The organism is Myroides sp. N17-2 (genome assembly GCF_002286775.1).
Lineage (GTDB): Bacteria > Bacteroidota > Bacteroidia > Flavobacteriales > Flavobacteriaceae > Flavobacterium.
In genome coordinates, this window is sequence record NZ_NSGJ01000001.1 from 45,719 (window position 1) to 66,580 (window position 20,862).

General features: G+C 34.9%; 20 protein-coding genes. 5 read left to right on the top strand and 15 right to left on the bottom strand.

Annotation, left to right across the window (positions count from 1 at the left end; translation table 11 throughout):
• Window positions 1-13 precede the first annotated feature (13 nt).
• From CF599_RS00275 to hpt, 11 genes are all read right to left on the bottom strand, one after another.
• Window positions 14-2,167 carry a S46 family peptidase gene (locus tag CF599_RS00275; RefSeq protein ID WP_121964049.1) on the bottom strand — a complete coding sequence of 718 codons (2,154 nt, stop codon included), beginning with the start codon at window positions 2,165-2,167 and terminating at the stop codon, window positions 14-16.
• An 84-nt stretch (window positions 2,168-2,251) separates the two neighbouring features.
• On the bottom strand, window positions 2,252-2,626 hold the full coding sequence (mnhG, locus tag CF599_RS00280) for a monovalent cation/H(+) antiporter subunit G (protein ID WP_121964050.1): 375 nt from the start codon (window positions 2,624-2,626) through the stop codon (window positions 2,252-2,254).
• Window positions 2,619-2,894 (bottom strand): cation:proton antiporter, encoded by a 276-nt coding sequence (locus CF599_RS00285; RefSeq protein WP_121964051.1) that lies wholly within the window; start codon window positions 2,892-2,894, stop codon window positions 2,619-2,621. The genes mnhG and CF599_RS00285 overlap by 8 nt, the downstream gene beginning before the upstream one ends.
• Entirely contained in the window at window positions 2,891-3,373 is a 483-nt protein-coding gene (locus CF599_RS00290) for a Na+/H+ antiporter subunit E (RefSeq protein WP_121964052.1), read from the bottom strand. Before CF599_RS00290 ends, CF599_RS00285 begins: the two co-directional genes overlap by 4 nt.
• A gap of 7 nt (window positions 3,374-3,380) precedes the next feature.
• Window positions 3,381-4,892 (bottom strand): proton-conducting transporter membrane subunit, encoded by a 1,512-nt coding sequence (locus CF599_RS00295; RefSeq protein WP_121964053.1) that lies wholly within the window; start codon window positions 4,890-4,892, stop codon window positions 3,381-3,383.
• Window positions 4,889-5,242 (bottom strand): Na+/H+ antiporter subunit C, encoded by a 354-nt coding sequence (locus CF599_RS00300; RefSeq protein ID WP_121964054.1) that lies wholly within the window; start codon window positions 5,240-5,242, stop codon window positions 4,889-4,891. The genes CF599_RS00295 and CF599_RS00300 overlap by 4 nt, the downstream gene beginning before the upstream one ends.
• A gap of 11 nt (window positions 5,243-5,253) precedes the next feature.
• Window positions 5,254-5,697 carry a Na+/H+ antiporter subunit B gene (locus tag CF599_RS00305; protein WP_121964055.1) on the bottom strand — a complete coding sequence of 148 codons (444 nt, stop codon included), beginning with the start codon at window positions 5,695-5,697 and terminating at the stop codon, window positions 5,254-5,256.
• Window positions 5,687-7,993 carry a hydrogen gas-evolving membrane-bound hydrogenase subunit E gene (gene mbhE, locus CF599_RS00310; protein WP_121964056.1) on the bottom strand — a complete coding sequence of 769 codons (2,307 nt, stop codon included), beginning with the start codon at window positions 7,991-7,993 and terminating at the stop codon, window positions 5,687-5,689. The genes CF599_RS00305 and mbhE overlap by 11 nt, the downstream gene beginning before the upstream one ends.
• Before the next feature lie 164 nt (window positions 7,994-8,157).
• Window positions 8,158-9,159 carry a GTPase ObgE gene (gene obgE, locus CF599_RS00315; RefSeq protein ID WP_121964057.1) on the bottom strand — a complete coding sequence of 334 codons (1,002 nt, stop codon included), beginning with the start codon at window positions 9,157-9,159 and terminating at the stop codon, window positions 8,158-8,160.
• An 88-nt stretch (window positions 9,160-9,247) separates the two neighbouring features.
• Window positions 9,248-9,823, bottom strand: coding sequence for an adenylate kinase (locus CF599_RS19755; protein ID WP_121964058.1), 576 nt, complete (start codon window positions 9,821-9,823; stop codon window positions 9,248-9,250).
• 30 nt (window positions 9,824-9,853) lie between these two features.
• Window positions 9,854-10,387: a hypoxanthine phosphoribosyltransferase gene (hpt, locus tag CF599_RS19760; RefSeq protein ID WP_121964059.1), complete on the bottom strand. Its 534-nt coding sequence runs from the start codon at window positions 10,385-10,387 to the stop codon at window positions 9,854-9,856.
• Window positions 10,388-11,667: 1,280 nt separating this feature from the next.
• Here hpt and CF599_RS00330 point away from each other — a divergent pair.
• Together CF599_RS00330 and purE are read left to right on the top strand one after the other, a co-directional pair.
• Entirely contained in the window at window positions 11,668-12,822 is a 1,155-nt protein-coding gene (locus tag CF599_RS00330) for a 5-(carboxyamino)imidazole ribonucleotide synthase (RefSeq protein ID WP_121964060.1), read from the top strand.
• Between the two features lie 5 nt (window positions 12,823-12,827).
• Window positions 12,828-13,307 carry a 5-(carboxyamino)imidazole ribonucleotide mutase gene (gene purE / locus CF599_RS00335; protein WP_121964061.1) on the top strand — a complete coding sequence of 160 codons (480 nt, stop codon included), beginning with the start codon at window positions 12,828-12,830 and terminating at the stop codon, window positions 13,305-13,307.
• A gap of 86 nt (window positions 13,308-13,393) precedes the next feature.
• On the opposite strand, the gene CF599_RS00340 is transcribed toward purE, so the two are convergent.
• From CF599_RS00340 to CF599_RS00350, 3 genes are all read right to left on the bottom strand, one after another.
• The gene (locus CF599_RS00340; protein ID WP_121964062.1) at window positions 13,394-13,867 is read right to left on the bottom strand and encodes a hypothetical protein; all 474 of its coding nucleotides are present in this window, start codon (window positions 13,865-13,867) and stop codon (window positions 13,394-13,396) included.
• Window positions 13,868-14,023: 156 nt separating this feature from the next.
• Window positions 14,024-15,088, bottom strand: a complete 1,065-nt coding sequence (locus CF599_RS00345) for an acyl-CoA dehydrogenase family protein (protein ID WP_121964063.1) — start codon at window positions 15,086-15,088, stop codon at window positions 14,024-14,026.
• Between the two features lie 105 nt (window positions 15,089-15,193).
• A complete protein-coding gene (locus CF599_RS00350; RefSeq protein ID WP_121964064.1) occupies window positions 15,194-16,270 on the bottom strand; it encodes an acyl-CoA dehydrogenase family protein in 1,077 nt (358 codons plus the stop codon).
• 584 nt (window positions 16,271-16,854) lie between these two features.
• Between CF599_RS00350 and CF599_RS00355 the strand changes: the two genes are divergently transcribed.
• From CF599_RS00355 to CF599_RS00365, 3 genes are all read left to right on the top strand, one after another.
• A complete protein-coding gene (locus CF599_RS00355) occupies window positions 16,855-18,882 on the top strand; it encodes a M3 family metallopeptidase (RefSeq protein WP_121964065.1) in 2,028 nt (675 codons plus the stop codon).
• 66 nt (window positions 18,883-18,948) lie between these two features.
• Window positions 18,949-19,461 carry a Crp/Fnr family transcriptional regulator gene (locus CF599_RS00360; protein ID WP_121964066.1) on the top strand — a complete coding sequence of 171 codons (513 nt, stop codon included), beginning with the start codon at window positions 18,949-18,951 and terminating at the stop codon, window positions 19,459-19,461.
• A 36-nt stretch (window positions 19,462-19,497) separates the two neighbouring features.
• A complete protein-coding gene (locus tag CF599_RS00365; RefSeq protein WP_121964067.1) occupies window positions 19,498-20,034 on the top strand; it encodes a DinB family protein in 537 nt (178 codons plus the stop codon).
• A gap of 206 nt (window positions 20,035-20,240) precedes the next feature.
• Here CF599_RS00365 and CF599_RS00370 read toward each other — a convergent pair whose 3' ends face one another.
• Window positions 20,241-20,786 carry a hypothetical protein gene (locus tag CF599_RS00370; protein WP_121964068.1) on the bottom strand — a complete coding sequence of 182 codons (546 nt, stop codon included), beginning with the start codon at window positions 20,784-20,786 and terminating at the stop codon, window positions 20,241-20,243.
• Window positions 20,787-20,862: the final 76 nt, after the last annotated feature.

Below are 20,862 nucleotides of genomic sequence, written 5' to 3' on the forward strand. Positions count from 1 at the left end.
TTAACATAGTTGACTATTTAATAACAGTCATCTCATCTACGATATGTTTAGCATCAGCGAACTTGTCTATGATGAATAATACATAACGTATATCTACGTTTATAGTACGTTGTAATTTTGGGTCATAGATAACATCTCCAGCCATAGCCTCAATATTACCATCGAATGCAAGACCGATCAACTCTCCTTTTCCATTTAATACTGGAGAACCTGAGTTACCTCCTGTAATATCGTGGTTAGTTAAGAAGTTAACTGGCATATGTCCTGCTTTATCAGCATACACACCATAGTCTTTTGCTTTGTATAAGTCGATTAACTTTTGAGGTACTGCGAACTCTTCATCACCAGCTTTGTGTTTAGCGATAGTTCCTTTTAAGGTAGTAAACCAGTTCTCTTTAGCATCGTTAACTTTATTTCCTCTAGGAAGATCTTTTACTGTTCCATATGTTAAACGCAATGTAGAGTTAGCATCTGGATAGTATTTACCTGTTGGGTTACTTTTCTGAACACCATCTACGAATAGTCTATATGCTTTTTGGAACTTATCTTCTAAAGCAGCTAATTCATCAGACTTCGCTCTATTGTACTCCATAATAGCTAGAGACAATTTGAACATTGGATCACGAGAGATAGCTACACCTTTAGGATTAGCTAAGAACGCATCGATAGATTCGATATCAGCAAATACACTCTTCTCGAAAATCTCATCCACATATCTTTCGAAATCACCATTGTACTCAGTATTGATTTGAGTTACAAAAGGAGCTATCTCATAACCTGTAGATTTTGTAGCATATAAAGCTAATTGCTTTGCTAGCATTTCTCTTTCTAAAGGCTCATATTTACCATCATAAATACTATTAATATACTCTTTAAATTCTGGTAACATCTCTGCTCTCTTCTTCTCATCAGCAGCTACATAAGCATCCATTCCTCCAGCTAATCTGTATGGAGCAGACACTAATCCAGAAGTACGCATCATAGTCATTAAGTAATTATCGTGTCTTGATTTCTCATTAGTAGCTTTATACCACGCATTGATATCACCGATTACATTACCATACTTAGCAACATTCTCTTTCTTAGAAGCCCATTTTTGGAACTCTTCCTCTGCTTTCGTTTTAGTCGCTACAGTTTGATGTTGCGTTAAAGCATCAATCATCCCTTGACGGTTTTTCCAGTAGTTAGCTACACCAGCATATTTAGATGCATAATTAAGACGTACAGCATCATTAGAAGCCATATATTTCTTCATTACATCCATTCCTAGTTTAGATCCTTCTACCCAAGCTGGATAAGCATATTTGATATTTTGTTCTACACCTTGAGCTGGCATCCATCTGTTTGTTCTTCCTGGATATCCTAAGATCATAGAGAAATCACCCTCTTGAATACCTGTGATAGATACTGGTAAATGGTGTTTAGGTACCATCGGTACGTTATTAGCAGAATACTCTGCTGGGTTACCATTCTTATCTGTGTAAACACGGAATAAAGAGAAATCTCCAGTGTGACGTGGCCACTCCCAGTTATCAGTATCTCCACCGAATTTACCGATGCTATTAGGAGGTGTTCCTACTAAACGTACATCATTGTAATCTTGGTATACGAAGTAATAAAACTCATTCCCTTGAAAGAAAGATTTTACAGACACAGTATATTTACCATCTCCATCATTCTCTTTTTGAATCTTAGCTATTTCTTGATTGATAGCTTTCTCTCTTTCTAACTCTGTCATTTTATCATTAACAACACTTAAGATACGTTTAGAAACGTCATCCATTCTAACGAAGAAACGAACTGACAATCCCTTTGCTTGACGCTCAGTTGCTTTGTCTTTTGCCCAGAAACCATTTGTTAAGATATCATCCTCCGGAGTTGATAGATTAGCGATCTTATCATATCCACAGTGGTGATTAGTCAACACTAAACCTTGATTAGAAATAATCTCAGCAGTACATCCTCCATCGAATTGAACTATAGCATCTTTTAATGAATGATTATTAATACTATAAATCTCTTCAGACGTTAACTTAAGTCCCATCTTTTGCATATCACGCTGATTCAAGCGCTCTATAAACATCAAGAACCACATTCCCTCATCAGCCTTTACCGTTGTAGGTATCGCTAGGATAAATGCAGTTAAAAATAAAATTATTTTTTTCATATTAATTAGTATGTTAGAAATGCGAAGATAAATGTTATTCAACAATTTCGTCTTCTATTAGGGTAATTATTCAAATTATGTCACTTATTCCTCACTTTCGTCTTTAGGACAGCTACGCGGAATATTATTTCTATTGTCATATTTGTCTTGCAATTCATCTACAACAGACCTTTTCCACAACTTTATCCCTGTTATATATGCACTCCTTGCAATCAAGAATGCCGCAACAGGTGAAGTAATAAACAAGAAGAAAACGATCGCAAGTACTTTAGTTGTCGTAGAGAACTCTGCAAAGTGTATTGCTGCTCCTGTTAAAATACAACCTATACCTAATGTAGCTGCTTTAATCGTAATCGATAGTCTTGTATAAAAATCAGGCATCCTCACTATTCCGATAGAAGCTATCAATACAAACACTGCTCCTACAGTGCTTAATATCATAATAAACATATCAATCATCTCTATTTCTCTTTATTAAGTAATTAGAAAAAGCTACTGTACTCAAAAAGGCAATCAGTGCAAGAATCATCGCTACGTCTAAAAACACAGGATCATCTGCTATCAAACTAAATACACCGATAACACCAACTCCTACAGTAATCAGCAAATCCAATGCTACTACTCTATCTGCTACAGTAGGTCCTTTTAAAAAACGAATAAATATAAGGACTAAAGACAAACTTAATATGGGCATTATCACATATATAAAATACTCTTCTACTGTCATCGTAATATCTCTAATAGTTTAGTTTCTGTTCTTTTCTTTAAGTTCTTGATGAACTTCTTTTTATCTGTTAGATACATTGTATGTATATACACATAACTCTTATCTTCAGCTATATCGATTACCATCGTTCCAGGTGTCAATGCGATAATATTGGTCAACATTGTAATCTCAAAATCAGTCTTAGCATCTAAGTGATATTTGATAATACCAGGTGTAGTATGATATTTAGGGGTCATTACATCTATCGCTACTCTTAAGTTCGCCTCCATCATATCATACAAAAAGTATAAGATAAAGATCAATATCTTAGGCACGCGATAGAAGTACTGCTTATCCACATCTTTAGAACGGCGTGTCAACATCCATAGAATGAAGAAACCTGCGACACTACCAAAGATAAAGTTGGAGTAATTCAGTTGTCCAGTTAATGCTACCCAGACAAACATCAGTAATAAATTAAGTAAAAAATACTTTAGCATAACTCTTCTATTTTAAATGATGCATTACAGAATCAATATAGATTGATGGGTTCATCAATTCATAAGCTACTCGTTGAGCTACTTCAAAAACAAATGATGCCTTAAATCCTATTAGCAATGATACTACTGCAAGTCCCACCACAGGAACTACTAATGCCCATTGCCCTTTCTTGTGAAATGGAGCAAAATGATCCACTTCCTCTGCATTTGGTTTAGGCAAATCTTTCCAAAACACTTCTGCCCAAATACGAGCCACAATAAACAAAGTGATAAAACTAGCGAAGATCATCGTCGCTAATAATACATAATGCTCTTGTTTGAACGCTTCTTGAAACAACATAATCTTTGGCCAGAACCCAGATAATGGTGGAATACCTGCTAAAGAAAACAAGATGATAGCAAACACAATAGACAACTTAGGATAGTCTTTATAAAACCCTCCTAAACGATAGATATCTTGTGTCTCACGAATCTTTTGTATCAGACCATTCATCATAAAGAAATTACTCTTAACGATTACGTCGTGGATTAAATAGAACACAACTCCAACGAATGCTAGTTCTGTATACATCCCTATCCCTGCTATTAAATAACCAATATGACAAACGATAAAATAAGAAAGAATCCTTCTAATATTACGCTTATTGATTACTCCTAAAGCACCACTTATCATCGTTAATATTGCTATTACGACAAATACCTGCAACATAAAATCATCTGGCTTAAATACCACTGTGAATACCCTAATCATAGAATACACACCCATCTTAGTCAACAATCCACCGAACACTGCTCCGATAGCTGATGGCGGGGTATGATAAGATGATGGCAACCAAAAGTACATAGGAAATACCGCTGACTTAATACCAAACCCAACAAAGAATAATAGTGCTGTCACAGTGACAAGGCCTCTATTCTCTACTGCTGCTACGTGCTCTGGTAAGTCGGCAATATTCAAACTTCCTGTGATACCATATAATATACCGATAGCTGTCAGAAATATAGCTGACGCTAACATATTCATCGTTACATATTTTACAGCTCCTTCCATCTGTCTCTTTTTACCTCCCAATGTCAATAAGACAAATGAAGAGATAATCACTACCTCAAACCATACATATAGGTTAAAGATATCTCCAGTTAAGAAAGCTCCCATCAATCCCATAATCAGGAAGTGATAGATAAAAAAGTACCCATAGCGTATACGACTTGTATTTATACCTGCCGTTGAATAAACTCCCACCGCTAATGAGACGATAGCTGTAAGCATTACCATAGTTGCACTAAGAGTATCGCCTACGAATGTTATTCCAAATGGAGCTTGCCAACCTCCCATTTGCATTGTTATATTTCCATTCTCCCAAATCAAGGCAAACAATCTCCAGCTTATAAAGAAGCCGATAACGTTACCTATTACACTAATCGTTTTTTGCGCACGTACATTCTTCCAAAAGAATAACAATACGATCGCCGTCAACATATGTACGAATATGGGAGCTAATATAAAGTTCGAAATCATATATCTAAATCTTGTATATTAAGTGAGTCCAAATCGTCTGTTCCTGTAGTCTCGTGTACTTTCTTCAACAATATAATCGCGAAGGCAGTTAACCCAAAACTAATTACAATAGCTGTCAATATTAATGCTTGTGGTACAGGGTCTGCATAAGCATCTGTGAAGTTTGTACTCTCACCATTTATAATAGGTGCCTTACCTTTAGTAAGCTCCCCCATTAAGAAGATAAGAATATTAGCTCCATTACCTAACATCATAAACCCTAATAATAATTTGACCATACTTCTACGTAAAATCAAATATATACCTGCAGAATATAAGACCCCTACTAATACTACTAAAAGTAACTCCATAATTCTATCTTTTATTCATCTTCTGAAATAGTCAACAATATCGTCAAGACTACTCCGATTACTACTAAATAAACTCCTATATCAAAAAACAAAGCAGTTCCTACAGAACCGATAACCGCTACTTTATCTGCAAACCACACTCCTGTCATAAATGACTTCCCTAATACTACAGGTAAGAACCCACTAATAAAAGATAATGTCAACCCTATAGGAATTAAAGTACGCGGAGGTACTTGGAACAATCGCAATGTTAATCGAGTGGTATAAGCTAATGAATGTAATACAAAAGCAATAGATGCTATAAGTCCACCCACAAATCCTCCACCTGATAGGTAATGCCCTCTTAATAATACAAAAAGAGAAAACAATAATAACAGTGGTAACAAGTAATTCGTCGCTGTTCTAAGAATAGTCGAATTTAACTTTCTAACGTCGTGTTTTGGTTTAATCTTCATCTTCCTTATATTTTAGCATACTGAACACTCCCAAAGCGGCGATAGATAATACAATACCTTCTATCATCGTATCAAATCCTCTGAAGTCTACTAATATGACATTAACCACATTTTTACCTTTCGCTAATACATAAGCATTTTCTGCATAGAAACGACTAATATCTTTATCCGCTGGTGATACTAATGCTTGTAATGTAATAATCGAAATCAGTGTACCAAAAGAGATTGCTATAATAGCATCCCTAAACTGTATCTTGCTATTTCCAAGCTTTAAGAATGCTGGAAGTTTAAACATCACAAGTAGGAACAATACTGTTGTCAATGTATCTATGGCGAACTGTGTCATCCCTAAATCAGGTGCTCCATAGAACACAAATATTAAACAGATACAATATCCCACTACTCCTGTAGCTGCGATAGCCGTTAAACGAGAGGATGTATTGATTGCAAATAATACAGCTGCCACCGTAATCAAAAACACGACTAGTTCATATACCCTAAATTCGGATAACCCAACTGTATTAACAGCTAATGGTACATCTGTAAAAAGTTTATATCCTACTAACCCTATAAAGAATACAATAATCACTGCTAGATACGATCTCAAATATCCATTGTGAAAAATCCAAGTATATCGATAAGCTAAGATTCTAAAGAACTCAATGATAATAGAGAAAATATGCTTAGGTGATACTACTTCAAATCGCTCAACAACACTCATTGAGTTTTTCCAGCATTTGAAAGCGAAGTACACTCCTGTTCCTAAAACAATAGTACATCCACTTAAAAGCAAACTTGTATTTACTCCATGCCATATCGCTAGTGGCATTTCCACCATACTACCATTGATAGCACTAAACGTTGCAAGAATAATCTCTTTGTAAGCTATCACAGGTAATATCCCTAATAACAGGGTAAAGAATCCTAATACAATAGGTGGTGCTAACAATCGCCAATCTGGCTTATGTGAAACACAGAACTCTTTAACTGGTTTGCCAAAGAATGGTTTAATACCTATTAAAAACCCTGAACCTGTCAAGAAAACATTAGTAAAGAACAATGCTCCTACTAATACTAAAGAAAGATTATAATCATGATAATGTAATCCACTTTCGTAGATTAACTCCTTTCCAATAAATCCAAAAGTTAAAGGTATACCTGCACACGATAATGCAGCTACCCCACCTGCTACTGCTAGCAGAGGAAAGTATTTACGCAATCCACCTAACTCAGTAATATCTCGAGTATGTAATGCGTGATCTATAATTCCCGTAATTAAGAAGAAAGCTGCTTTGTATAAAGCGTGTGCTAATACAAATACAGACACAGCATATAATGCTAATTCCGTACCTATCCCTAATAAGAATACTAATAGTCCTAATGCGGAAATAGTAGAATAGGCTAATATACCTTTCATATCCTTTCTAAACACACTGTGAAAAGCTCCGAAAGTCATCGTCACTCCACCTACGACTAATAATATCGTACTCCATTCCATAGTCCCTCCTAAGATTGGAGTAAATCTAGCTAGTAAGTAAACCCCTGCTTTCACCATAGTCGCTGAGTGCAAATAGGCCGATACTGGAGTAGGTGCTTTCATCGCTCCTGGTAACCAAAAGTGAAATGGAAACTGCGCTGACTTCGTAAAGGCAGCTACGAATAAAAGAATGATTATGAATAAATAGTATGGATTCTCTTTTAATACGTCACCTTGTGTAAGTAATTCACTTATCGTGTAGGTACCTGATACAGTCCCTAATATTACACCAAATGTCAGTAAAAAGAAACCTCCTAATCCAGTTATTGCTAAAGCCCATAGAGCACTAGCTCTAGACTCTTCTTCTTCATTGTTGAATCCAATTAAGAAGAACGAACTTATACTAGTAAGTTCCCAAAAAACAAATAAGGTTATAAGGTTATCAGAAGTAACCACTCCTAACATCGCCCCCATAAAGATAGTGAGGTAACAAATAAATCGATGTAGCAGAGGATGCCCTCTTAAATAAGAAGATGCATATAAATATACCAGCGTTCCAATTCCTGAAATCAATAATCCAAATAACAGCGATAATCCATCTATCTTAAAATCTAAATTGATACCTAATGACGGTACCCACTCAGATGTATATAGCACACTATTCACTCCATCTTTTACAGAACGTAAAAAAGATAATAGATATAAAAAAATTGAAAATGGAAGTAGGGATATTAATGCAACAAATTTACTTTGTACGAACTTTTTTAGAAATAGTACTACAAAAGCAAGAACAAAAGTGAGAAAAAGTAATGTTAGCATATTTTTTTTATTTCTCTAAATATATATTTTCAGTTTGTCGTAAATATATACAAAAAAAAACAGAAATTAACGTCTAACCATCAGTAATACAATAATTACCAATACATTTTTCTCACCCTTAGTCTCCTTATTAGAGAATAGAAGACTATTCTCTTAATAAAATATTATCTATTCAACATTTCCCATAATTTATCCTTTAGCTCTGTCAACCCTTGTTGAGCAACAGAAGAAATAAACATATATGGTACTTCGTTTAATTCAGCATCTAACTGCTCTTTTAACTCTCCTTGTAACTCGTCGTCTAGCATATCACATTTCGTAATTACTAAAAGACGGTCTTTATCCAGCATCTCTGGATTATATCTTCTAAGTTCATCAACTAAAATCTCATACTCTTTGGCGATATCTTCTGCATCAGCAGGTACCATAAACAGTAATGTTGAGTTTCTTTCAATGTGTCTTAAGAAGTAGTGACCTAAACCTTTTCCTTCAGCCGCTCCCTCGATAATACCAGGAATATCAGCTATAACAAAAGATTTAAAATCTCTATAAGATACGATACCTAAATTCGGTTTTAACGTTGTGAAAGGGTAATCAGCTATCTTTGGTTTTGCAGAAGTAAGTACTGATAACAGAGTAGATTTACCTGCATTTGGGAATCCTACTAATCCTACATCAGCTAATACTTTTAATTCTAATACGACGTCCATTTCATTAATAGGCATCCCTGGCTGCGAATAACGAGGAGTCTGGTTAGTAGATGATCTAAAGTGCCAGTTACCTAACCCTCCTTTACCACCTGCTACCACGATTCTCTTCTCACCGTGCTCAGTTATTTCGAATAATACTTCTCCTGTTTCTTTGTCCTTTACTACAGTTCCTAATGGCACTTCGATAATCCTATCGTCACCATCAGATCCCGTACTACGAGAACTTCCACCATCTCCACCGTGTCCCGCCTTAATATGACGAGCAAATTTAAGGTGAAATAACGTCCATAGACCTTCGTTTCCTACAATATAAACGTGACCACCACGACCACCATCACCTCCATCAGGTCCTCCTTTTTCTATAAACTTTTCTCTGTGTAAGTGCATAGACCCCTTACCTCCCTTACCAGAAGCCACATATATCTTTACGTAATCGACAAAATTCCCTTCAGTCATTTCCTATAATTTTTTAACCCTAAACTATCCCATACAATCGGAATCGGGCGGCAAAGGTAATATTTTTTAATTAATGTAATAGAGTACGTTATATTAAAGTATCTATAACTTTACTTAATCGTCCTGTAATTTCTTCGATACTACCGATACCATCTACAGCGTGAAATACATTCTTATCTTGGTAATACTTTATTAATGGTGCTGTATTTTCATTATACTCTGTATAACGATATCTTATCTTAGCTTCATCTTGATCATCTGCTCTACCGCTAGTCTTTCCTCTTTCTAAGATACGTGCTACCAAGATATCATCATTAGCCTCTAGTGCTACAGTACCAGCAAGTCTAATATTTTTTTCTTTAAGTAATGCCTCTAATGCTTCTGCTTGTTTTATTGTACGTGGAAAACCATCGAATAAAAAACCATCTTTATCCATATTCTTTTCCACTTCATTAGCTAGCATATTGATCGTTATTTCATCTGGAACTAACTTAGCCTCTGACATATATACCTGAGCCTGTTTACCTAAATCCGTACCATTCTTTAAATTATAACGAAAAACATCTCCTGTAGAGATATGTGTTAAATTGTATTTTTCTTTTAAAAACTCAGCTTGTGTACCTTTCCCAGCCCCTGGTTTTCCAAATAAAACTATTGCAATCATTATCTACTGTTTATTCTGTTAGTCTAATCTTTATTCTTTAATTTGGTATATCTCTGGTAGGTTTCTACCATGCTTATCGTAATCCATTCCATATCCTACGATAAACTTATTCTCAATCTCAAACGCTACATAATCTAAAGGAATATCCTTTTTATACGCTTCTGGTTTAAGACATAGTGTAAAAATACGTATTTCTTTTGGACGATGTTGATCAAATAACTTCTTAAGCGCTACTAAAGTATTACCTGTATCCACGATATCTTCTAAAATAATTATGCGTCTATCAGTAACATCAATATCAAGTCCTAGTAATTGATTAACTTGGTTAGTCGATTGTGTCCCAATATAAGAAGCCATTTTAATAAAGCTCATCTCACAGGCTCCTTCATAATACTTCACTAAATCAGAAACAACCATAAACGATCCGTTCAGAACCCCTATGAATACAGGAACATCACCATTCATATCCGCTTCTATCTGTTTTGCGATTTCACGCAATCTAGTATCGATTCGTTCCGCTGATATAAAAGGAACGAACACTTTATCTAATACTTGTATTTCCATTGTGTTGAAGTTGTTCGTAATTTGCAAATATACAAAAAGAATACAGCTTTATTCGTTTCTATGCAAAGGAATTACCTCTAAAATTAAAAAAACACGTATCTATAATCAAGTTATTAACCATTTGTACTATTCCGTTTTTGAAATAAAAAAAACGTAGCGTTTTAAAAAACGCTACGCCTAAAACAAACTAATTCAATCTAACTCTAAAACCAAAGTTTATAGTTTCATTGTTGAGATTATTTTCACTACTTAAAACGTAATTTCCAATTTCAAACGAGTCCTTCTTTAACTCGCTTGTTGTTTCAAATATAAGTTAATTTTTTTAACTTAAAAATATTTATTTAATAAAACTTTACAAATAACAACTAAGCAAAAACCAAACAAAACACACTAAATTAAACTTAATATCAATAATTCACATTAATTATAAAATAAAAACAACAAATGTCGCAAAAACAAAGAACCCCTCAAATAATTATCAAAAATCAAACAACCACAATTTCTCATTTATTTTTATAAGCAATAACACATTGACAATTACTGTCTTAAAACAAAAGGTTTTTAAACTTCCTATTCACCTTCCCATACAAAACAAACGCCAATATATAGCGATTATATTCACAATACATTGAGTAATACTTATCACGTATAATGAGATCCTTTCTTACGTCAGGAGAACATAGCAAGCGGAAATACTATCGCCACATTCCATTTCATATTGAAGAATGAAACCTCTCACATAAGACTCTACACAGTTGCCACAATCTACATCCACAAACCTTGCGCTAGCGCAGGACAGATCGTTAAGAAAACATCTAGTAGATGCTTTTAGTAAATGGGACAGGCGGCGTGGTGATAGAGTAATCCGTACCATCCACGTCCACACAGTAATCACAATGCACCACACCACATATCAAAATATACTGATAGCACAATGATAGAAGTTTGATGGCATAATGGTCGCATCAAAAAGTGCCAAAACTATGTGACCATTATGCGACCACTATGCGACCATTATGCGACCACTGTATTTTTACCACTCAAAAACCCTAAAAACCAACAACTTAACATAAAATTATTTATTACTTAGATTCTAATCTTATCTCTACAATTTTACTGTTCATCTTTTATTTCCTTTCTCAAACTTATACAAATAGTAAAACTCACTGTATTCAAGAGCTATTTTCACAATAAAAAAGCAAACCTTTTGGTGAGTAAATTTTAAACAGCCTCTTTTATATTTTTAATTTATCTTTGCTCAATAACAATACAACTACACAATGAATTACTTTTCTACTGATTTCCGTTTGGGAATATTAGGAGGAGGTCAATTAGGAAAGATGCTCCTATCTGACACTCGCAAATTTGACATCGCGACTAATGTATTAGATCCTAGCAAAGATGCACCTGCACAATATGGTGCGCACCAATTCTTTCAAGGGGATTTAATGGATTTTGAGACTGTTTATCGCTTTGGTAAGACAGTTGACACCTTGACTATCGAGATAGAAAACGTAAACTTAGACGCTCTTGATAAGTTAGAAGAGGAAGGGCTAAAAGTATTCCCTTCTCCCAAAACGCTTCGTCTTATCCAAAATAAAGGAAATCAAAAAGACTTTTATACTACTCATAACATCCCTACTGCTCCTTATAAGAGATTCTCTACGATAGAAGAACTTAAGGCTGCTACAGTGGCAAATGAGGTAACTATGCCATTCGTATGGAAATGTGCACAGTTTGGTTATGATGGTAATGGAGTAAAAGTAGTTCGCACGATTACTGATCTTGATACATTGCCTAATGTAGAGTGTATCGCAGAAGTAATGGTTCCTTTTAAAAATGAATTAGCTGTTATCGTAGCGCGTTCTGCTACTGGAGAGATTAAGACTTATCCGGTGGTAGAAATGGAGTTTCATCCTGAGGCGAATCAAGTAGAGTATGTAATATGCCCTGCTCGTATAGATACTGCTGTGGCTGATAAGGCTAGAGCTATCGCACTTCAAGTGTCAGAGAAGTTTAACCATGTAGGATTACTTGCTGTGGAGATGTTCCAAACACAAGAAGACGATGTTTTAGTTAATGAGGTAGCTCCACGTCCACACAACTCTGGACACTACTCTATCGAAGCGAGTTATACATCACAATTCGAACAACACATTCGCGCTATTCTAGGATTGCCTTTAGGGAATACGGATAGTAAAGTGGCAGGTATTATGGTTAACTTAGTAGGTGCCGAAGGGTATACAGGTCAGGTTTTCTACGAGGGGATGGAAGATATCTTAGCGATAGATGGAGTTACTCCCCATATCTATGGCAAGAGAGAAACTCGTCCGTTCCGAAAGATGGGACACGTAACTATCGTGAATAGCGATATGACTAAGGCTAGACAAATAGCTCAAACTGTAAAAGAAACTATTAAAGTAATCAGCAAATAAATCTTATGAAAATAGCAGTAGTAATGGGCAGTACATCTGATATGCCTGTAATGCAAGATGCAATCGATATTATTAAAGAATTCGGTGTGGAAGTAGATGTAGATATCGTATCTGCTCACAGAACACCTGAGAAGTTATTTGACTTTTCGGCTAATGCACATTTACGTGGTTATAACGTGATCATCGCTGGAGCTGGTGGTGCAGCGCACTTACCAGGTATGGTGGCTTCTATGTCTCCACTTCCTGTGATCGGTGTACCTGTTAAATCTAGCAACTCTATCGATGGATGGGATAGCGTACTGTCTATCTTACAGATGCCAGGTGGTGTACCAGTAGCTACAGTAGCTCTTAATGGCGCTAAGAACGCAGGGTTACTAGCATTACAAATCTTAGGTAGTCAAGACCAAGATATTCTAAACAAAATGATTGAGTATAAAAACGGACTAAAAGAAGCTGTTCTTAAGGCAGCAGAAAGCATAAAATAATTACGAATTATTTTACATACAAAAGAAGGGAATAAGTGATAAATCGATCTATAAAGATTATCAACTATTCCCTTTTTTATATCTATTTACTTGATTATAACAAAACTTGAATCAACGCCTCCTTCACTCCATATCATTTTATCATTATAATAAATTTCATATTTCATTTTACTATCTCCCCTCTGTTTATACTTCATTTCTAACCTATCTAAGTCGCCATTTGGCAATAACAAGTATACTATACTCTTATTAGGAGCAACATATGACCCAACATTTACTCCTATATAATATTCATCCTTACCATTAATAGATACAGACTTTATTACGTTAGTTCCCTTTTCGAGAACAACAGATGTTTTTACACCTTTTTCATCTGCACCATATAATATTATTTCCTTATGAGCGAATGAGCCTTTAAATGAAGGATCTAACAAATTGTTACCACTTACATCCTTAAGCATAATAGTATAATAAGTATCAATAACCATTGGTTTTAATTCATCATTACTACTACAAGCCATTACAAATAACAAACTGATAAAAAGAACTACATTTTTCATATTAATGCATTTAAAATTATAATGATAAAATTAATCCTCATCAACAAAAAAAATATACAATAATCAAATACAAATTAACTATTAATATATAAATTCAAGTACTCAGTAAGTACTCTCATAAACAAAACACTTCTAACACGCACAACAAATTCGTAATCAAAGAAACAAGCTATGTTGACATGCGGTTAGCATATCTCTTACTATTCTATTGATAGGAGAACTATTACTCACTCCATGTATCCCAAGATATGGTAGATTTTGTATCACTTCATCTCGTCCTTGATAAACAACTTCTTTGCAGAGTTTATTGATGGCATCACACTCCTCATCTGTCAAATCAATTCCCTCTTGTACTTTCTGCCATGTAGAAGACGCTAGACTATAAAAAGCTTCTTTACGAATATCATATGCTCTATTTAATTTAACTAACAACTCTGTTTGGAATTGTTCATATACTCCGCCTTTAAGTTGATTAAAGTAAACCTCCATCTCTTGTAAAAAGTGTTTTTGCATTCCTACTTGATTCACTGATAATGTGAATTTAGCAAAAGGATAAAATGGGAACTTATATAGTGGCGTATCGATGGTACATGCCTCCCTAGTGATACTAAAGCTACGTGTTTTAGGCACGCGTACTTCCTTTGCTATGATAGAATGGCTACCAGTCGCTATTAACCCTAAAGTATCCCAACTGCTCTTAGTCGTTACTTCAGAAGGCAAAAAGAAAAATGACTTATAAACAGGTCTTCCTTCTACATCATACTGTAATGTCCCATTGATTTCAAGGTGACAATTCACTGTAAACAAGGTACAATGAGGCAGTCCTGTAACAATATCCCATGTACCATTAATAAGATAACATTCATCTTCTTCTTTTGCTACTCCACTTACTTTACCACTTCCTCCAAAACACACTTTTGCATTCTGAAAAACTTTATCACTTTCATTAGGGTCTAAAAAGCCCACAAACATATTAGCTCCTGAACATAGCGTAACAGTCCATCCTAAACTTCCATCGATAGCTGCTAACTGTTCTTCTACTCTTAATGCATCTATAAAGTCTAATTCTAATCCATTATATTGTTTAGGTACAAATAAATTGAATAAATTGTTTCTATACAGCACTTCTAGTTGTTCCTCTGTTAGATGGCCAATCTCTTCTGATTTAGTTATATTGTCTTTAAGTATTTGCACATCAGTATCACTTATATATTGTCTCATAATATGTTGTTTTGTCAACAACAAAGCTACCGCATTAAAACACTATAAACAAAAGAGACCTCTTCAGTAGTACCGATAAAATACATTCTATTTATATCTTTTTCTTTATTCTAAATTTTCTGGTAATAACAGATTAAACTGACTTGCAGTAAGAAGATCACTTACGATCTGATTCATTTCTGTAGTATAGTCCATCACCGCCATCCCAAGATAAGGGACAACTTTTAGAATAGAATTACGTCCTTTATACACTAGTTCTTTACACATCTTATCAATGTTAACTATCATTTCTGAAGATAACTGACCATTTAATAATATTTCTTTACTAGCATCACTTGCTATACTGTAAAAATCTGTTCTGCGTTCTAAGAACTTCTCTTCATATTGATAGAAAATCTCATCTTTAAACTCAAAGTACTTATTGTATAATTCACCTGTAAAGTACTTTCTTAATTCATCCATAAAATGCTCCTGCATTCCAAGATGATTAGCTGTTAATGTAAGTAGAGAAAACTGCTCAAAGGGAAATTGATAGGTTTGATCCTTAATAACAGGGTTCGTGCTATCTATCTCAAAAGCCCTATTCTCACTGACCCTAAACTTATTTACTTTCACACTGTTGCTCGCTGTAGCACGTAGTCCTATAGACTTCCAATCCTCAATAATAGTCACCTCCTTAGGAAACAAAAAGAAGCTCTTAAAATAAGGTGAACCATCAGCCTTATATAGTAGTTTACCTTTATCCTCAATGTGACAATTCAATGTTAGTACTGTACAATGTGGCAATCCAACGATATAATCCCACATACCATTAATGATATAACCATCTTTAGATACAGTGGCTATACCATCTATTTGGGCACTTCCTCCAAAACATACTTTACTGTCTTGAAAAATCATCTTAGCCATAAAGCTCTCTAAATAGCCAACAAACATATTAGCTCCAGAGCACATCGTTACAGTCCATCCAAGACTTCCATCTATCCTAGCTAACTGCTCTTCCACCTGTAAAGCTTCTATTAAATGAAGTCCCAATCCTCCGAATTCTTTAGGTACAAACATATTAAACAACTTATTATTGTAAATTACCTTTAGCTGTTTCTCTGTAAGGGTTCCTACTCTTTTTGCTTCCTTAACTTCACTTCTTAGGATTTCTAGATCCTCTGTTGTAATTTCCAACATAGTACATTGATTAATTATCTATTAGAATAAACATATTAATTTAACTATTACCTTAAATCTACCATGATCATTTACTACGAACGAATTTTACTTTACATACCTTTAATTAGTTCTAAAACCACACTACAGTTTGCTTTACTCGCTAATACCGCCTTGTTTTGTACAATTCATTCTCGTTTAAATATTTACTTCAGCTCTAAGGTACTATTAATATGTGATTATTCTCATATAGTGCAAAAAACATTCCACTTTTACTCTAAATCACTTTAATATTTTAAAATAGACGTATATCATACTAAAATAGGAACTTGTATGGAGCTAAACTATCGGTAAATACAACAACCTTAAATCTGCAACAACCATTTACTATGAATAAATTCTACTTTACATAGCTTCAATTAGCTCTAAAACCACACTACAGTGTGCTTTAATCCCTAATTTTGCTCTGTTTTGTACAATTCATTCTCGTTTAAATGTTATTTGCAGATTTAAGGTACAAGCTAAACTTTTAAACTATCCCTAACATTGCGTTCTTTAAAAAAACCTTACTTTTATAGTATAATAATTTAGAGAAATTAAAACTTATGTCGACATTAAATAATCCATTTAACACAGTACACGGCACTGCGCCATTTACTCAAATTAAAACGGAAGACTATATACCTGCTTTTCAAAAAAAAATACAAGATACAAAGAACGAAATAGACGCTATTACTTCTAATAGTGCTACTCCTACTTTTGAGAATACACTAGAAGCATTAGCTTACTCAGGGATGGAATTAGATGTGTTATCTAATATTTTCTTTAACCTCAACTCTGCAGAGACAAATGATGAGATGCAAAAAATAGCACAAGAAGTAGCCCCAATGTTATCAGCACTAGGCAATGATATCTCACTTAATGAAGAGCTATTTAAACGTGTCAAGGCAGTCTATGAACAAAAAGACAACTTGAACTTAAATACTGAACAAGAAACCCTGTTGACAAAGAATTATAAAAGCTTTGTACGCAATGGTGCGTTGTTATCAGAGGATAAGAAAGAACGTTTAAGAGCTATAGACTCAGAATTATCAACTACTGCTCTTAAGTTTGGAGAGAACGTATTAGCGGAGACACATAAATACCAACTACACATTACTGCTGAGCAAGACTTAGCGGGACTACCAGAAGGTGCTATAGAAGAAGCGAAAGCACTAGCTGAGCAAGAAGGAAAAGAGGGTTGGGTATTCACATTAGACTATCCAAGTTATATTCCGTTTATGACGTATGCTGATAATCGTGAATTGCGCAAGGAAATGGCGATTGCTTCAGGTAAAAAAGCATTTCAAGACAATGAACACAACAACGAAGGGAATGTATTAAACATCGTTAACCTACGTCACGAAAGAGCTAATCTACTAGGTTATGCTACACACGCTCACTTCGTATTAGAAGAGCGTATGGCACAAAGCCCAGATAAGGTAAATGCGTTCTTAAATGAGTTGTTAGCAAAGGCAAAGCCTGCTGCTGATAAAGAGTTTGAGGAGTTAACTGCATTTGCTAAGAAATTAGACAACATAGACCGCTTAGAGAAATGGGATGGTTCTTACTACTCTGAGAAGTTAAAACAAGAGCGTTTTAGCTTAGATGATGAGTTATTAAAACCTTACTTCCAATTAGAGAACGTATTAGATGGAGCTTATCAAGTGGCAAATAAGTTATACGGATTAGTATTCACAGAAGTACACAATATAGAGAAATACCACGCTGACGTACGTACTTTTGAGGTTACGAATGAGCAAGGAGAGTTTATCTCTGTATTCTACACTGACTTCTTCCCACGTAAAGGAAAGAGAAACGGAGCTTGGATGACTTCATTCAAGAATCAATATATGAAAGATGGGATTAATGAAAGACCACATATCTCTAATGTGTGTAACTTCACTAAGCCAACAGCTACTAAGCCTTCGTTACTTACATTTAATGAGGTAACGACTTTATTCCACGAGTTCGGACATGCATTACACGGAATATTAGCCAATACTACTTACCCTTCACTATCAGGTACTAATGTATTCTGGGACTTCGTAGAGTTACCAAGTCAAGTAATGGAGAACTGGTGTTATGAGAAAGAGGCTTTAGAGCTATTCGCTAAGCACTACCAAACGGGTGAGACTATCCCTATGGAATTAGTCGAAAAAATTAAAGAGAGCGCAAGCTTCTTAGAGGGAATGGCTACAATGCGTCAATTGAGTTTCGGATTATTAGATATGGCTTGGCACGGACAAGACCCTACTGCTATCAAGAGTTTAAAAGAGTTCGAATCAACACAGTTCGCTTCAACTCAACAATATCCTGATGTAGCAGAAAACGCGATGAGTCCTTCATTCTCACATATCTTCCAAGGTGGATATTCTTCTGGATATTATAGCTATAAATGGGCAGAGGTATTAGATGCTGATGCATTCGCTTACTTTAAAGCGAATGGTATCTTTAATAAAGAGATTGCTACTAAGTTTATGAATAATGTATTGTCTCAAGGAGGTACAGATCATCCAATGACATTATACAAAAAGTTCAGAGGACAAGAACCTACACCTGATGCTTTATTAAAAAGAGCAGGTTTACTATAGGTTAACGGTGAACGGTTTACAGTTAACAGCTGTAGACCGTTAGCTGTTAGCTAAATTATTTTATCTATGAGCATACCTCCTTTAACGACTGACAAGGCAAAGAGCATCACGCTTAAAAAAGGAGACTACCTCTTTCAAGCAGGTGATGTAAATACGTTATTATACTATGTCGTAAGTGGATGTCTACAACTCTATATCTTAGATCAAAGTGAGGAGCGCATTATCCGTTTTGGATATAAAGGAAGTTATATCTGTGCTTTAGATAGTTTGATAACTCACCAACCTACCGTGTATTACCTCCAAGCCATTAGACAGACCGAAGTTATGGTTCCTTCACTTGAAGAAACAACAGCATTACTAAATGATATGGAAAGACTAAAGAAGCTTGTAATGCAGTTTCAAGAAAGAGAAATAGACTTGTTGACAGATTCACCAATTGATAGATACAGAAGGGTTCTACATCGTTCTCCTACTTTGTTTCAAGAAGTACCACAGAAGTACATCGCTCGTTACTTACGAATGACACCAGAGACATTCTCTCGATTAAAAAAGCTTGATTTGAATCAAGATTTGCAATAAAGTATTATTGCACCTTTGCTACAAATATGATAAGCTATGACAAACCAACAAGTATTAGATGAATTACGTTTACTTACGGAGAAACATATAGAGCAATTACAACGAATAAAAGAACTTCCCATCGCTCAATTAGAGTATGCTCCTACTTTAGAACAATGGAATATTCTACAATGTGCAGCACACCTCAACCATTACTTCGATTTCTACTTGCCTCAGTTTACTGTTGCAACTAAGCTACATATAAGTACTTCTAATCAAGAGTTCAAACCTGGCATTGTTGGTAATTACTTTGCTAATGTACTACAGTATAATGAAAACCAAAAGAAGATTAAAAGCCCAAAAAACACTAATCCTATTAATAACAACAACTTATCAATAGTTGTTCTCTCTGAGATGGAGAACAATCTAATTACCTTAAAAGAGATTATAAGTATAATGCCTATAGAAGTATTAAATAAAAAGGGAATTACTACAATGTTTTCTACTTGGTTTAAACTAAAAGTAGGTGATGGTCTACGTATAGTGGTTTATCACAATGACAGACATTTTCATCAAATGCACAAGTTACTATAGGTTAACGGTGGACGGTTTACAGTTAACAGCTGTAGACTGTTAGTTACAACCTCAACCATAAAATAAATAAGCCCATTGCGTTGCAATGGGCTTATTTATTTTATAAAAGATTATCTATATTATAGTTACTGGGTGGTAGACACAATGTATGGCCGCCTCTACTACCGTCAACTGTTAACCGTCAACTGTTAACCATCAACTGTTAACTATAAAAAACACTCTTCACTATATGTATAAGCATCTAATGTAACAGGTATTTTATTAGCTTCTTTAAGATCGTGCTGTGCTTCATTATAACGTTGTGTATCAGAAGTAGCCTTAGGATCTTTTATACTACCTAATAGTGTATTGATACGATCAAATTCACGTTGTTGATCTGCTTTTAAATAAGCTTCTGCTACTACGCAGACTTCTTTAAATGTTTTACCTCCTACTTGCTTTAAGAATGCAGCATCTGTTTTGTCATGGTCTATTCCATCATCTTCTGCGTAGATCACATTCAGATTTCCAATAATCTGAACTGCCTTTTGAAGACGTAACTGATCTGCTTCACCTAGAGACAACATCATCTTATTCTCTGACTCTAGATAGATATCCATATTGTCACCAGATAACTTTAATTCTGTGACTTGTGGTTGTTCTTGTGGAGTTACTACTTGACTTTCTTCAACCACTGTTGTTTCTGCTTCTTTATCCTTACAACTAACTGTAAAAAGAGATAGTGCTACTACTATTATACTAAGTTTTTTCATACCTGTCTATTAATGCACAAATGTAAAACCATACTTACTAAATATGCAATAGCTATAAACAGCTATTTTACATACA